General features: G+C 42.5%; 11 protein-coding genes. 3 read left to right on the top strand and 8 right to left on the bottom strand.

Going from position 1 to position 15477, the window contains the following annotated elements; genetic code table 11:
• Positions 1–21: 21 nt before the first annotated feature.
• Together ilvC and ilvD are read right to left on the bottom strand one after the other, a co-directional pair.
• Complete coding sequence (ilvC, locus tag A4A70_RS02460; RefSeq protein WP_067568121.1) at positions 22–1500, bottom strand: ketol-acid reductoisomerase; 1479 nt, start codon at positions 1498–1500, stop codon at positions 22–24.
• A gap of 112 nt (positions 1501–1612) precedes the next feature.
• Positions 1613–3463 (bottom strand): dihydroxy-acid dehydratase, encoded by a 1851-nt coding sequence (ilvD, locus tag A4A70_RS02455; RefSeq protein WP_067568119.1) that lies wholly within the window; start codon positions 3461–3463, stop codon positions 1613–1615.
• 463 nt (positions 3464–3926) lie between these two features.
• On the opposite strand from ilvD, the gene argS reads away from it, so the two are divergent.
• Positions 3927–5657 (top strand): arginine--tRNA ligase, encoded by a 1731-nt coding sequence (gene argS, locus A4A70_RS02450; protein WP_067568117.1) that lies wholly within the window; start codon positions 3927–3929, stop codon positions 5655–5657.
• Between the two features lie 121 nt (positions 5658–5778).
• On the opposite strand, the gene murJ is transcribed toward argS, so the two are convergent.
• Positions 5779–7320: a murein biosynthesis integral membrane protein MurJ gene (murJ, locus tag A4A70_RS02445; protein ID WP_067568115.1), complete on the bottom strand. Its 1542-nt coding sequence runs from the start codon at positions 7318–7320 to the stop codon at positions 5779–5781.
• 304 nt (positions 7321–7624) lie between these two features.
• Between murJ and sodA the strand changes: the two genes are divergently transcribed.
• Positions 7625–8242, top strand: a complete 618-nt coding sequence (gene sodA / locus A4A70_RS02440; protein ID WP_067568113.1) for a superoxide dismutase [Mn] — start codon at positions 7625–7627, stop codon at positions 8240–8242.
• A 63-nt stretch (positions 8243–8305) separates the two neighbouring features.
• On the opposite strand, the gene glyS is transcribed toward sodA, so the two are convergent.
• Together glyS and glyQ are read right to left on the bottom strand one after the other, a co-directional pair.
• Positions 8306–10381 carry a glycine--tRNA ligase subunit beta gene (gene glyS, locus A4A70_RS02435; protein WP_067568111.1) on the bottom strand — a complete coding sequence of 692 codons (2076 nt, stop codon included), beginning with the start codon at positions 10379–10381 and terminating at the stop codon, positions 8306–8308.
• Positions 10381–11295 (bottom strand): glycine--tRNA ligase subunit alpha, encoded by a 915-nt coding sequence (gene glyQ / locus A4A70_RS02430; RefSeq protein ID WP_067568109.1) that lies wholly within the window; start codon positions 11293–11295, stop codon positions 10381–10383. The genes glyS and glyQ overlap by 1 nt, the downstream gene beginning before the upstream one ends.
• Before the next feature lie 709 nt (positions 11296–12004).
• Here glyQ and cspE point away from each other — a divergent pair.
• Complete coding sequence (gene cspE / locus A4A70_RS02425; RefSeq protein WP_067568107.1) at positions 12005–12214, top strand: transcription antiterminator/RNA stability regulator CspE; 210 nt, start codon at positions 12005–12007, stop codon at positions 12212–12214.
• Between the two features lie 226 nt (positions 12215–12440).
• Here cspE and A4A70_RS02420 read toward each other — a convergent pair whose 3' ends face one another.
• From A4A70_RS02420 to manX, 3 genes are read right to left on the bottom strand one after another with little or no spacing between them, the layout of a single operon-like run.
• Positions 12441–13289 (bottom strand): PTS mannose transporter subunit IID, encoded by an 849-nt coding sequence (locus tag A4A70_RS02420; protein WP_067568105.1) that lies wholly within the window; start codon positions 13287–13289, stop codon positions 12441–12443.
• Between the two features lie 15 nt (positions 13290–13304).
• Entirely contained in the window at positions 13305–14105 is an 801-nt protein-coding gene (locus A4A70_RS02415; protein WP_067568103.1) for a PTS mannose/fructose/sorbose transporter subunit IIC, read from the bottom strand.
• A gap of 49 nt (positions 14106–14154) precedes the next feature.
• A complete protein-coding gene (manX, locus tag A4A70_RS02410; protein WP_067568101.1) occupies positions 14155–15114 on the bottom strand; it encodes a PTS mannose transporter subunit IIAB in 960 nt (319 codons plus the stop codon).
• Between the last annotated feature and the right edge of the window lie 363 nt (positions 15115–15477).

Here is a 15477-nt window from a genome sequence, read left to right as displayed (position 1 = left end):
TTTTTTTTAACTACTAACAAATTAGTTAGCGACTGCAATACGTTTCATATCTTTCATGTAAGCGCGCAGTTTGGCACCGACGATTTCAATTGGATGCTGCCTAATAGCCTCATTGATTTCGAGCAGCAGGGAATTATCAATTTTAACATCGGCTACAGATGTACCCAAGTCACCTGCCTGTAAATTACTCATAAACTTGTCTTTAAGCAACGGTACTACAGCGTTGGTGAATAGATAGTTCCCATACTCAGCAGTATCTGAGATGATAAGATTCATTTCGTAGAGGCGTCTGCGGGCAACTGTATTGGCAATGAGAGGAAGTTCGTGCAATGATTCGTAATAAGCCGATTCAGCGATAATACCAGAACAAGTCATGATTTCAAACGCCAGCTCTACTCCTGATTTTATCAGGGCAATCATTAGCACACCATGATCAAAATAGGTTTGCTCGCTAATTTTGCCTTCGTACTGCGGCGCATTTTCAAATGATGTGCAACCAGTTTCCTTGCGCCAACCTAATAGCTTGGCATCATTATTAGCCCAATCGGCCATCATTTTACTGGAAAATGTGCCTGTAATGATATCGTCCATATGTTTTTCGAATAAAGGCTGCATCAACTGTTTCAGTTGTTCTGATAACGCATAGGCGCGTAGTTTGGCGCTATTAGACAGCCGATCCATCATCAGCGTAATACCACCTTGTTTCAAGGCTTCGGTAATAGTTTCCCAACCATACTGAACCAGTTTACCTGCATAAGCTGGACTAAATCCATCTGAAACTAATTTATCGAAACATAACAAAGAGCCAGCTTGCAACATGCCGCATAGGATAGTTTGCTCTCCCATTAAATCAGACTTCACCTCGGCAATAAAGGATGATTCAAGAACCCCTGCACGATGACCACCAATTGCTACCGCCCAGGCTTTAGCCAAAGCCATACCCTCCCCTTTGGGGTCATTCTCTGGATGTACAGCGATGAGGGTAGGTACACCGAAACCTCGTTTATACTCTTCACGCACTTCGGTACCAGGACATTTCGGTGCCACCATGATAACAGTGATATCGCGACGAATTTGTTCGCCAACTTCAACAATATTAAAACCATGAGAATAGCCCAGAGCGGCACCATCTTTCATTAGCGGCTGTACTGTCTGTACCACCACTGAGTGCTGCTTATCAGGAGTTAAATTGATGACTAGATCTGCTTCTGGTAACAACTCCTCATACGTACCAACGCAAAAACCGTTTTCTGTTGCTTGCCGCCAGGAAGGACGCTTTTCATTAATAGCTTCTTGACGCAGTGCATAGGTGATATCTAGACCAGAGTCGCGCATATTCAGGCCCTGATTTAATCCTTGAGCGCCACAGCCGATTATCACCACTTTTTTGCCTTTTAGGTAAAATACTTCGTCGACAAATTCCTCTCGGCGCATAAAACGGCATTTACTTAATTGCGCTAATTGCTGACGTAAGTTTAACGTATTAAAATAATTGGCCATATGTTGTAACTCCATCATTCATGATTAGATAAATCTAGTTTAGAGAAATAGTAAAACATGCCAAAAGTGCTTGCCCCCGACTACCCGAATATAGTAGTTGCTATGCCTTTAGTTACAGTTTAGCTTTATCGCGTACAGCGCCTTTATCTGCGCTAGTTGCCAAACTTGCATAGGCTTTTAGCGCGAATGATACTGAACGTTCGCGGAGTAATGGCGTCCAAGCCGCCTTACCGCGTGCCTGCTCAGTATCGCGCCGTACCGCTAAGTCGCTATTGGCCACATCCAGTACAATACTGCGGCCAGCAATGTCGATAGCAATAATATCGCCATTACGCACCAACCCAATTGTACCGCCGTTGGCTGCTTCTGGCGAAATATGACCGATCGAAAGGCCCGAAGTACCGCCGGAGAATCTGCCGTCAGTGATCAACGCGCAGCTTTTACCTAAGCCCATAGATTTAAGGAATGTAGTCGGATACAGCATTTCCTGCATGCCAGGTCCCCCCTTGGGACCTTCATAGCGTATTACCACAACATCGCCAGCGATTACTTTTCCGCCTAGGATAGCTTCAGCGGCGGCTTCCTGACTTTCATACACTTTAGCTGGACCACGAAAAAGCAAACTATCTTGATCGACACTAGCAGTTTTTACGATACATCCATCTTCGGCAAGGTTACCATAAAGTACCGCTAGTCCACCGTCCTGACTATAGGCGTATTCACGAGAACGGATACAACCCTCCCGCCTGTCGATATCTAGTGACGACCAGCGGCAATCTTGGGAAAAAGCTTGTGTGGTACGAATCCCTGCTGGTCGCGCAGCATACATACTTTTTACTGCTGCGTTATCAGTAGTCATGATGTCATAAAGTGCTAAAGTTTCTGCCATTGATAAATCGAGCACATTGCGCACGTTGTGGTTGAGCAGACCGCAACGATCTAGCTCGCCTAAAATTCCTATTACTCCGCCGGCGCGATGTACGTCTTCCATGTGATATTTGGGGGTACTTGGCGCCACTTTACACAAATGGGGCACCTGACGCGACAAGCGATCAATATCAACCATCGTGAAATCTACTTCACCTTCCTGTGCTGCAGCTAGCAAATGCAGTACGGTATTAGTGGAGCCACCCATGGCAATATCCAGCATCATTGCATTTTCAAATGCCGCTTTGCTAGCGATACTACGCGGTAATAGAGAGACGTCGTCCTGCTCGTAATAGCGCTTAGTTAAGCCTACAATACGCTCTCCAGCATTTATAAATAGCTGCTTACGATCGATATGGGTAGCTAGCAGTGAGCCATTACCTGGTTGCGATAAACCAAGCGCCTCAGTCAGACAATTCATCGAATTGGCGGTGAACATGCCTGAACATGAGCCACAGGTAGGACAGGCAGAACGCTCAATTTGGTTACTATCTTCATCTGATACCGAAGGATTAGCGCTTTGGATCATGGCATCAATTAGGTCAAGTTTAATAACCTTATCAGAAGACGATAGTCTCACTTTTCCAGCCTCCATCGGGCCGCCAGAAACGAATATAACAGGAATATTTAGGCGTAGTGATGCCATGAGCATGCCGGGGGTAATTTTATCGCAGTTGGAAATACATACCATAGCATCAGCGCAGTGGGCATTAACCATGTATTCGACTGAATCTGCTATAAGCTCACGTGAAGGCAGGGAATAAAGCATGCCGCCGTGTCCCATGGCAATGCCGTCGTCTACCGCGATAGTGTTAAACTCTTTTGCCACTCCGCCACAAGATTCGATCCGTTCGGCTACTAGCCTACCCAGATCACGCAGGTGCATATGGCCCGGTACAAATTGGGTAAAAGAATTAACTACGGCAATAATAGGCTTACCAAAATCATCGTCGGTCATACCAGTAGCACGCCATAATGCGCGTGCTCCAGCCATATTCCGGCCGTGCGTAGTGGTAGATGAACGGTACTTAGGCATACTGCTCAGTACTCCATTTATTGAGATGGCCTGTTAATATAATATCAAACGTATTTTAATACTTATTAAACGCATTCTATTTATTTTAGACTAGATTATGTATCATGAACTTTCTTCGTAAAAAAAAGAAACAATATACTAGCGGTAAAATTAGACTAGTATACCTAAATTTAGGCTAACTAATCTAAAAAATAGAGGTTTAAAATTAACCAAATTATCTATCTAAGATAGATAATTAATAGTCTAATAGCAGTAGACTAAATATTAATTATCTCTTGTTTTCAAGTCTTATTTACATAGAAAATAAGTATGACTAATTATGGATAATATAAAGTTCATTAGATTATTTTTTACTAATCCTATCCGAAGTAGGTATTGTGACAACTATCTACAGTAGAGTCAACTAAAAAACTTCTTAAGTTATTAAAAGTTAGTATATCGCTTATAATAAAAGGTATTGGAAATGAACATTCATACACTTATTTCAACAAAAGTTCAGCAGGCACTAATAGTAGCCGGTGCGCCTGAACATAGTAAAGCGCAGGTACGGCAATCAGCTAAAACCTCTTTTGGCGATTATCAGGCTAATGGCGTAATGATTATCGCCAAACAGCTAGGTATGTCACCACATAAACTAGCGCACAAGGTAGTCGCTGCACTTGATTTAACTGGCATCGCCCAGCAAATTGAAATTGCTGGTCCTGGTTTTATAAATATCTTTCTCGATCCACATTGGTTAGCACAACAGCTTATTGACACACTTGCCTCACCACGTTTGGGGGTGGCTAATGTCGAGCCGCAAACCATTGTTGTAGATTATTCTGCACCTAATGTCGCCAAGGAGATGCACATTGGCCACATGCGCTCGACAATTATTGGCGACGCTTCGGTACGCACGCTAGCTTTTTTGGGTCATCACGTTATTCGTGTTAACCACATTGGTGACTGGGGAACACAATTTGGCATGTTAATAGCTTACATGGAAAAAATACAGGATAATCGCAAATCGACAATGCCACTATCAAGCCTAGAAAATTTCTATCGCGCCGCTAAAAAATCTTACGATGAAGATCCGGTTTTTGCAGAGCGTGCCCGTAGCTATGTGGTCAAATTACAGTGTGGCGATGACTATTGTATACAAATGTGGCGCAAATTAGTTGATGCTACCATCGCACAGAATCAAAAAACCTACGATCGTCTCAACGTTACCCTTACGCGCAATGATGTCATGGGGGAAAGCATGTACAATAACATGCTTCCTAGTATTGTCGCCGATCTTAAAGCTAAGGGTTTAGCAGTAGAGAGTGAGGGCGCCACCGTCGTGTTTCTTGATGAATTCAAAAATAAGAAAGGAGAACCGATGGGAGTAATTATCCAGAAAAAGGATGGCGCCTATCTATATACTACTACTGATATAGCCTGCGTGAAATACCGATACGAAAAGCTGAAAGCCGACCGTATTATTTATTATATTGATTCACGACAGCACCAGCATCTCATACAGACATGGAATATAGTACGCAAGGCTGGCTATGTTCCAGCATCAGTTATGCTGGAACATCATATGTTTGGTATGATGTTAGGCAAAGACGGTAAACCGTTAAAAACACGTTCTGGCAGTGCGATTAAGCTGGCAGATCTACTAGATGAAGCATTAGAACGTGCTCGCCGTCTGGTTGCAAAAAAAAATCCTGATATGGATACCATAGAATTGGAAAAACTAGCGCAAATTATTGGTATCGGAGCGGTAAAATACGCTGATTTATCAAAAAATCGTACTACTAATTATATTTTTGATTGGGATAAAATGCTTAGCTTCGAGGGAAATACGGCACCTTATATCCAATATGCTTATACGCGTATTGTTTCAATCTTAAAACGCAGCAGAAAGGATAATCAGCATGTGATAGGGACTATCATTTTGGATAAAAAACAAGAAACTCAATTAGCAGTACGTCTGCTACAGTTAGAAGAAGCGATTTTTACCGTAGCTCAAGAAGGTACTCCCCACGTATTATGCACTTATCTTTATGATTTAGCTGTACTATTTTCTTCATTTTATGAACATTGCTTTATCTTGTATGCTGAAAGCGAGGCAGTACGCTACAGTCGTCTTCAGTTAGCGCTGCTCACGGCACGTACGCTTAAGCAAGGTCTAGAGTTGTTAGGTATCGAAACAGTTGAGAGAATGTAGTTGCGAGAAGTAGCACCACTGTTAGCTAATAAGCGCTAAGAAACTTAATTTCCGGCAGAGCAGTGCCTCCTATACAAAGGCACTAGAATATTTTATATCTAAGGAACAAAAGAACAAAAATTTAGTTAGTCTGCACCGAGCGCATAAAGTGTTTTGTTCGAAATCCTACTAACCATAGCATCAAAAAATAGACGATTATACCTACCATCACCACTGCTATCAAACGCATTAGACGCCAGGACATACCGCCCTGCGCCCAGTCTGGCATTAACGATAGCATTCCAACCAAAACAGCAGCCATAACAACGACTGCTAGCAATAAACGCACAAAAAAATAGCTCCATCCTGGCTGAGGATAAAAAAGCTTTTTTCGACGTAGTTGCCAATATAGTAATAAAGCATTAATGCAGGCAGCTAGGCCGATAGAAAGCGATAAACCAACATGTTTCATTGGTCCAATTAAAGTAAAATTCATTAATTGTGTCATCACTAGCGTGAACATGGCGACGCATACTGGCGTTTTAATATCTTGGCAAGAATAAAAACTTGGTGCTAGAACTTTGACCAAAATAAGGCCAATTAGTCCTACCGCATAGGCTATTAACGCATGCTGGGTCATCAAAGCGTCAAAAGAAGAAAAATTTCCATACTGAAACAACGCTATCGTCAACGGATGCGCCAAGATCCCCAGTGCCACTGAACTTGGCAGTGCCAACATGAAACACAGACGCAGTCCCCAATCCAGCAGACAGGAGTATTCTTCATGATTACTTCGGATAAAACTGTGCGACAGTGAGGGTAATAGTATAGTCCCTAGAGCAACACCGAGCACCCCAGAAGGAAATTCCATCAATCGGTCGGCGTAATACATCCAAGATACCGAACCAGCCTCTAAAAAAGAAGCAAAAATCGTATTGATAATGAGTGAGATTTGACTAACCGATACCCCGATAATAGCTTGCCCCATATGCTGCAGTACACGCCAAATACCTGGATCGCGTAACTTTAATCGTGGTAATACAAGCATACCAATTTTTTTTAGATACGGTAGTTGATAGCTCAATTGCAAGATGCCACCGGCAACTATGGCCCAGGCCAACGCCATAACCGGCGGCTGGAACAGCGGTGCTGCTAGTAACGTAAAGGTAATTATACTAACATTAAGCAGCGTTGGCGCAAAAGCTGGCACCGAAAACTGGTTCCAGGTATTAAGCACTGCGCTTACCATTGAGGTAAGAGAAATGAGAAAAATATAAGGAAAAGTGACGCGTAATAACTTAGTAGTTAGAGCAAATTTTTCAGGCGTATCGGTAAAACCTGGGGCAGTCACCATAATGATCCAAGGTGCAGTTAGAGTACCAGTTAGGGTCACTAACGCCAGTATTAATGTCAAGATACCAACAATATAAGTGACAAACAACTGCGTTGCCTTCTGTCCCTTTTTATTTTTGTATTCCGTCAAAATAGGAATAAATGCCTGTGAAAAAGCACCTTCAGCGAAGATACGCCGTAGTAAATTAGGAATCTTGAAGGCAACAAAAAAGGCATCACTGGCCATACCAGCGCCAAATAACCGCGCTATAATAGTGTCGCGAATGAATCCTAATACTCGGGAAAATAGCGTAATAGAGCTTACTGTCACTAGTGATTTTAATAAATTTATTTGATTAATTTTATTTCTGTCCTTAGGGAGCCTGCATATTTTTAGCCGTATTTTGCACTACTATTCTACGGTAGAGCTATCTGGAAAATATTTTCTTGTACATTGGTTGGTTGTTTAATATTGCGCCAATTTATTCATTGCAATCTTTTTTGCAATAAAAATACTAGCATTAAAAATACCAGCATTACAGCGTTCAAAGCACTTGTTAATATGTTATTGTTCAATTTAGTTATATGTTATATTATGGTTGATCCAACATATTTGGATATATGCTATTTACTAAAAATAAATATAGAGAGATTTTATGAGCTTTACGCTACCTGCTTTATCTTATAATTATGATGCGCTAGAACCGTATTTTGACAAACAAACAATGGAAATTCATCATACTAAACACCATCAGACTTATATTAACAATGCTAACGTTGCCCTAGAAAACTTGCCTGATTTCAGTAAATTATCAGCCGAAGAACTCATTACTAAACTGGAACAAGTGCCGTTAGAGAAAAACACTATGATACGTAACAACGCAGGTGGCCATGCTAACCATAGCATGTTCTGGAAAGGATTAAAGATAGGTACTACCTTGAACGGTGAATTAAAAATCGCTATCAAACGTGATTTTGGTAGTGTTGAATCATTCAGAGAGTCATTTGAGAAAGCTGCTGCGACGCATTTTGGTTCAGGTTGGGCATGGCTTGTAAAAAAAGACGGTAAACTGTCAGTAGTTTCTACTGCTAACCAGGATAACCCATTAATGGGGAAAGCTATTTCTGGTGTGTCAGGTTACCCAATCTTAGGAATAGATGTGTGGGAACATGCTTACTATCTAAAATATCAGAACCGACGTCTGGACTATATCAAATCGTTCTGGAACGTATTAAATTGGGACGAAGTAGCTGCCCGTTTTAATCATGCTTGATATTCCGGATTACCTGATAATATATCATCCTATTCCTTAGATTGGATGCCAGAGACGAGCTGCCTAAATCTGCAGTAACGAAATATCCGCCACTTGCCAAAATAGCTTACGTAGCTCATCGAGCAGCGTTAGACGATTTATTCGCATCTCAGGATCATCCGTCATTACCATAACGCTATCAAAAAAGTTATCTACCGACTCGCGCAGCGCCGCCAGTTCTAAGAGCGCTTCTTGATAGCGCCTTGCCTCTAACAATGGTTGTAGTTTTTCTCGCAGTACTACCAAGTGAGTAGCTAGCTTGATTTCTGCCGGCTCTTTAAGGAGGCAGGTATTCAGCAGATTCTTCTGAACTCTATCGTTGGCTTTAGCCAATATATTCAAAACTCGTTTGTTGGCAGAAGCCAGCAAAGCCGCTTCATCTAGGGTACGAAAGTAGCTTACTGCGCGTATACGGGCGTCACAGTCTAATGGGCAGGTCGGGCGTCTGGCTAAAACCGACTGAATAGTATCGACGCTGTTTCCCTTTTCCTGATACCAGGCAAATAAACGACTGAACATAAAGTCGATGATATCATTTACTACCTTATTTTTGATATGGTTATCGCCATATAGCCTTACTGCTTCTTCTGTTAGAGTTTGCAAGTCCAACGGCAGCTGTTTTTCTACGATGATGCGCAATACGCCAAGCGCAGCACGACGCAAGGCAAAAGGATCTTTATCCCCACTCGGATGTTGCCCGATAGCAAATATGCCTGCTAGGTTATCCATCTTATCGGCGATAGCAACCGAACAAGATACGATATTACTAGGCAGTACATCGCCGGAGAAGCGTGGCTGATACTGCTCTTTTTGAGCCAACGCCACTGCTTCTGGCTCACCATCTTGTCGGGCATAATGCATGCCTATGACGCCTTGAATCTCAGTAAACTCAAATACCATATTGGTCATTAAATCACATTTGCAAAGTAGGCCAGCACGCGCCGCTTGCGGCACATCTGCGCCAATCTGCCTGGCTATCCAGGCTGCTAATGAGCTAATACGATCGCTCTTCTCACGCATGGTGCCGAGCTTTTGCTGGAATAAAACTGTATCTAGGCACTGCAAGCGGTCCTCGAGCCTTTTTTTACGATCAGTATTAAAGAAAAACTCTGCATCGGCAAAACGCGGACGCACAACCTTTTCATTTCCAGCAATGATTTGCTGTGGATCTTTTGATTCAATATTAGCAACAAAAATAAAATGCGGCAGAAGCTTGCCTACGGCGTTATATACCGGAAAATATTTTTGGTCACCTTTCATGGTAGACACTAGTGCTTCCGACGGAACTACAAGAAATTTTTCTTCAAAGCATGCGGTAAGCACCACTGGCCAATCCACCAGCGAAGTTACTTCTTCTAGTAAACCTTCACTTAGATCGACAATGCCGCCTATCCGCTCGGCAGCCACTTTTACATCACGGCGAATCTTCTCCTTACGCTGGTAGTAGTCTGCCATTACCCGACCGCGTTCCAACAGAATTTGGGGATAATGATTGGCGTGTTCTAGATAGAGTTCCCGTTCGCCCATAAAGCGATGACCACGTAACATTCGATCTATGTTAATTCCGAGCACATTGCCCGGAATCAGCTGGTCATCAAGCAGTAGGGTTACAGTGTGGACTGGACGAATGAATTGTGTCTCTTTGTCACCCCAGCGCATCATTTGGGGGATTGGTAACTTAGCTAGCGAGTTGCTTACCATACTGCAAAGTAAAGTCTGCACCGACTGTCCCTTTATCCTCGCTCGATAAGCTAACCATTCGCCTCTATCCGTAACCAGGCGTTCGGCCTTATCAACAGTAATTCCGCAACTGCGTGCCCATCCTTCAGCGGCCTTAGTGGGTTTACCGCTGGCGTCGAACGCCTGGGCAATAGAAGGACCGCGCTTTTCAATATTGCTCTCATTCTGCGCGCCGTTGAGAGTAGCAACCTTAACTGCCAACCGACTCGGAGCGGCGAACCAGGTTACTTCTCCGTGGCTTATACTGGCAGCATTGAGTGCGCCACTTATTTGGGTAGCAAAAGACTCAGCTAAAGTGCGTAGCAATTTTGGCGGTAACTCTTCTGTACCGATTTCTACCAAAAAAGTATGTTGTTTCATTATTGCCTTTGCTTTTTGCACAGAGGAAAACCTAGTATTTTACGCGAAGTGTAATAGGCTTTTGCTACAGTTTTAGTCAAGGTACGGATCCGTAAAATATAGCTCTGACGTTCAGTGATCGAAATAGCTTTACGAGCATCCAATAGATTGAAACTATGCGCTGCTTTAAGGATAAGCTCATAAGCAGGCAATGGCAGCGGCTTATCCAAAGAAAGCAAGTGTTGGGCTTCTTTTTCATACTGTTTGAAACAGGTAAATAGAAAATCTACGTCTGCATACTCAAAGTTGTAGGTGGACTGCTCAACTTCATTTTGGTAGAATACATCTCTATAGGTGATGCTGCCTAGAGGACCATCGTTCCACACTAGATCGTATACGCTGTCAACGTTCTGCAGATACATGGCCAAACGTTCAAGCCCGTAGGTTATTTCGCCGGTCACTGGGCGGCATTCTAAACCACCCACCTGCTGAAAATAGGTAAACTGTGTCACTTCCATGCCGTTGAGCCACACCTCCCAACCAAGTCCCCATGCGCCTAATGTTAGGTTTTCCCAGTTATCTTCCACAAAACGTATATCATGGATAGTGGGATCTAGTCCGACTGCCTTTAGAGAACCTAGATATAATTCTTGAATATTATCCGGTGAAGGTTTGATAATGACCTGAAATTGATAGTAGTGCTGTAAACGATTAGGATTATCACCGTAACGGCCGTCGGTTGGACGGCGTGAAGGCTGTACATAAGCGGTGGCAATCGGCTCAGGACCAAGTGCCCGCAGGCACGTCATAGGATGAAAAGTACCAGCGCCAACTTCCATATCGAGAGGTTGTATAATGGTGCAGCTATGCTGATTCCAGTAATCCTGGAGTATCAGGATTAAGCTCTGAAATGTCTTGTAATTTAATTTTTGCATGTTCAATAAGCACTACAATTGAATGTAGTGAGAAAATTTAGTGATCATAGGCCAGTAGTATAATACCTTCTGGCATGAAGCTATAATACAGCTGCCGCACGGAGCAGCTGTAGCTTGAGGCAGCATATCTACCTATATATTATACCTATATATACTATATAACTAACTATATGTAAATAAAGTTATAAATAAAGCTCATGTCTGCCCTCGCTTACATTGTAGTTTTATCATTTAACCCATGATTATATATGCAGTTTTTATCGATACTGATATTTTCGTCTAGCGGTACAATCTGAAAACCGGTTGGCTTATAATTACGCTACACTGTTAGCGCAGACAGATTGATGAATGATATGAGAGGAACAAATAATAAACTATAAATCAGGGGGTAAATAACCTATTATGCCCTCTTTTGGCAACCTAAGCAAAGGTTAACCCACGATATTTGGTCTAGTTTAGATACTCAGCATGTACGATAATCATCGATTATAATTAAAAATGGCTTGCCATTGATTACAGAGTATGTGATAAAGCAGTTGGGTAAAATTAGGTATAGTTCTGTATATGAGTAGCATTTTCAGTAAAGAAGTTTTGCGTGTAGACGAATTCGTTGCATACCGCTTCATTGTAGTGCCTCAAGCAGTAACGACTCCAGTTTATCTCTGTATCGATAAAAAGCGATTTCAACACTATAAAGGAAATATGCAAGATGGCAAAGATCAAAGGTCAAGTGAAGTGGTTCAATGAGTCTAAAGGTTTTGGTTTTATCACTCCGGCCGATGGTAGTAAAGATGTGTTTGTTCACTTTTCTGCTATTCAAGGTAATGGCTTTAAAACTCTGATTGAAGGACAAAATGTCGAATTCGAAATCCAAGATGGCCAGAAAGGCCCTTCAGCCGTTAATGTAACTGCCCTGTGAATAAATTCAGTTCACAGCGATAATAGGATAAATAGAATAATTAGCAGCTGGTAATTAATATTATTTCCCCCGTTGGCCCATTCTCCTACGGGGGAAAGGGGTTGCTTTAATCCTATAAAGAAGAAAGAAGGTAGTAGTTTTTTATGAATAAAAAAACTGTTTTATTAAACACAACAATCAAAATCGAGGTAAATTTAACCCCGGATTTTTAACATTATGACAGATATTAAAGACCAAGCAAACCGGTCCAATAGCCGAAAATACTGATGATAAAGAAGCCCATAATAATCCATAGTGCATTTATTTTATGGCGCAACAGCCACATACAGCCAAAAGTAAGCACAAGTGGTACCAAACCTGGCATTAACTGGTCCAGAATAGACTGGATGGTGGTAATAGTAGTTTTACCTTCAGCATTGGTAATGCGCGATACAACAAATGGAATATTTACGTGGGTCCATTTATTTACCAGCGCGCCCATAACAAATAACCCGAGAATTGATGCCCCTTCTGTCATTTTTTGCAGTAAGCAACCGCCCATATCGTTAACAATATTAATCCCCTTACGGTAACCGTACGCCACACCATAATAACGGGTTATTAACCGTACTAAATTGAAAAGAACAAAAAATAATAAGGGACCGAGTAAACTGCCGCTCATAGCGATGCCAGCACCGAGGGCGGCGAATACTGGCCGTACGGTACCCCAGAAAATGGGGTCGCCGACGCCTGCTAGCGGTCCCATCAGCCCGATCTTCAGGCCGTTAATGGCAGCATCGTCTATTGATGCCCCATTAGCGCGCTGCTCTTCCATCGCCATAGTTACGCCCAGTACCGGAGCAGCAACGTAAGGATGAGTATTAAAAAACTCCAGATGGCGTTTAATTGCCTGTTTACGATTATCATTATTTTCTGGATACAGTCGCCGAATCACCGGCACCATGGAAAAACAAAAACCTAGCGCCTGCATACGTTCAAAGTTCCATGATCCTTGGAAAAGGTTCGATCGCATGAATACGCCGCGTACATCGCCGCGCGTTAATTTCTTTTGACCTATCGCTGTAGTATCGATCATTTCTCTCACCTACTATTAATCAAGTTCGTTATCAAGATTATTGGCACTTTGCATCGTTACAGCCTGTCCTGCTAACCGATTATAGCGCGGGCTAAGCTGAATATAAAGGATAGCCATCACAACGCCGATGACGCCCAGCGCGATTAAATTGAAGCTAGTGAAAGCGGCGGTAACGAAGCCTAAATAAAAGAACGGCATTAGATAACCTGCGCGCATCATATTAATGATCATGGCATAACCAACGACGACAATCATACCGCCGGCGATATTCAGACCATTGGTAATAACTTCTGGAATTGAACTAAGCATATTGTGCACGGCTTCAGTACCTACCGACATGCTAACTATTACTGTGGGAATGGCGATACGCATCGCCTGCAACACCAACGCAGAAATATGAATCCAGCTTAGGGCAGTAAGATTACCGCGTTCTGCAGCACTGTCAGCGGCATGCTGGAAGGCTACGGTAATAGTACGTACAATAATAGTCAACACCTGACCGGCAGCGGCTAGCGGTATAGCCAGCGCAATACCAGCACCGATGCTCTGATTACCGGCAATAACCAAAATGGTAGAAATGATAGAAGCCAATGCTGCATCAGGCGCCACAGCGGCGCCGATATTCATCCAGCCCAGCGCGATCATTTCCAACGTCCCCCCAATGATGATTCCGGTTTTCATATCGCCCAGGACTAAGCCAATTAAGGTACAAGTTACCAACGGACGATGAAACTGAAATTCGTCAAGAATAGACCCCATGCCTGCGATACAGGCAATGACAAATATGAGCGCAATTTGAAGTGTGGTAATTTCCATCTATACTGTTCCTCATGCTCGCAAGGGTAATTATTTAGCGCGCTGCTTATTAGTGACCAAGTTTTTTAATTAAATCCATCATCTTCAACGGGGAATCGCTGGACACTTTGCGTACTTCCAGTTCAATTCCAAGGTCATTGAGTTTTTTAAATGCCTCGATATCTTTATCGTCTACTGATACCGCATTGTTCACCTGCGTTTTCCCTTTGTAATAGGCCATACCGCCAATATTTACTGAGGTGATCCTAACACCGCCTTCTACCAATCGAACCACATCAGTTGGATTAGTAAATAATAACATCACTCGGTCATTGGCATATTGCGGATTGTCGTAAACGCGAATCGCTTTCGCTACATCTACAACATGTGCAGTTACCCCAGGAGGAGCGACCTGAGTAAGCAGTGTTTTACGGATGGTATCCTTAGCGACTTCGTCGCTGACCACAATGATACGTTTTATATTAGTTTCTTTTATCCATCGGGTTACCACCTGACCGTGAATCAAACGGTCATCAATGCGTGCAAGACCTATAGTCAGATGGCTTCTTTTACCTGAAAAAACCGGCTTGGGTGCTGCGGTTATCCGCATGTCCGGTTCAGCTTGCTCTGGTTCTGGTGTCTTTAGCGCTTTTACCCCAGTACGTCCGGTTTCCACTGCAATGCAGACTAACTCCTGAAAGGAAGGATTATCGTCGCGCGACATAAAAGTTTCAGTTAGCATAGGAATATTTACGCCGGTCACAACTTCATAGTTTTCTTTATCAATGACTATCCGGCTGGCTGCATTAAATGGGCTACCTCCCCAAGTATCAACCATAAATAAGACACCAGCCGTAGTATCAAGATCTGCTAGATGGGAGTTATATTTTTCAATTAGTGTTTCAGCATTTTCGCCGGGAACGAAATCAATCCAGGCAACGTTTTCTTGTGCGCCTAAAATCATTTCAGCCGTTTTTAGCAATTGCTTAGCTGCTGAACCGTGAGTGCCAATAATAATAGCAATACTCACTGGATATCTCCTCTATTGATCATATGGGTGATGGGCTAAAAGCCATCATTCTTTGGTAGAATAATAACATGCAGCTTAATCTGCATGCTTCAATAATTATCAGTTTGGTCTATCATATAGGTAAATCTAAACTTTTTTAATATATTAATATGTTAAAATAAAAAAAATTGATGACGCTCAGTTATTTTCTTTAGTTACTGAAACTGGCATAATTACATATATACACATAAAGAGTGTAGTTAAGAAGAACTAACATAGTTGAAAATAAAAAATTTTTGTGCACGACTGATAATCACTGATATAGTAAGCTCCTTTAAAAAGGAGCATGCAGCCATCCAATGGACTGTCACCGAAGCCATTTAA

Source organism: Candidatus Hoaglandella endobia (genome assembly GCF_900044015.1).
In the GTDB taxonomy this organism is placed as follows: Bacteria; Pseudomonadota; Gammaproteobacteria; order Enterobacterales; family Enterobacteriaceae; genus Hoaglandella; species Hoaglandella endobia.
This window is presented reverse-complemented; position numbering and strand designations above follow the sequence as displayed.

Coding starts and splice junctions, on each gene's coding strand:
- A4A70_RS02415 (WP_067568103.1), bottom strand. CDS start 14,105: ATGGAAATTACCACACTTCAAATTGCGCTCATATTTGTCATTGCCTGT.
- A4A70_RS02420 (WP_067568105.1), bottom strand. CDS start 13,289: ATGATCGATACTACAGCGATAGGTCAAAAGAAATTAACGCGCGGCGAT.
- glyS (WP_067568111.1), bottom strand. CDS start 10,381: ATGAAACAACATACTTTTTTGGTAGAAATCGGTACAGAAGAGTTACCG.
- ilvD (WP_067568119.1), bottom strand. CDS start 3,463: ATGCCTAAGTACCGTTCATCTACCACTACGCACGGCCGGAATATGGCT.
- ilvC (WP_067568121.1), bottom strand. CDS start 1,500: ATGGCCAATTATTTTAATACGTTAAACTTACGTCAGCAATTAGCGCAA.
- sodA (WP_067568113.1), top strand. CDS start 7,625: ATGAGCTTTACGCTACCTGCTTTATCTTATAATTATGATGCGCTAGAA.
- argS (WP_067568117.1), top strand. CDS start 3,927: ATGAACATTCATACACTTATTTCAACAAAAGTTCAGCAGGCACTAATA.
- glyQ (WP_067568109.1), bottom strand. CDS start 11,295: ATGCAAAAATTAAATTACAAGACATTTCAGAGCTTAATCCTGATACTC.
- cspE (WP_067568107.1), top strand. CDS start 12,005: ATGGCAAAGATCAAAGGTCAAGTGAAGTGGTTCAATGAGTCTAAAGGT.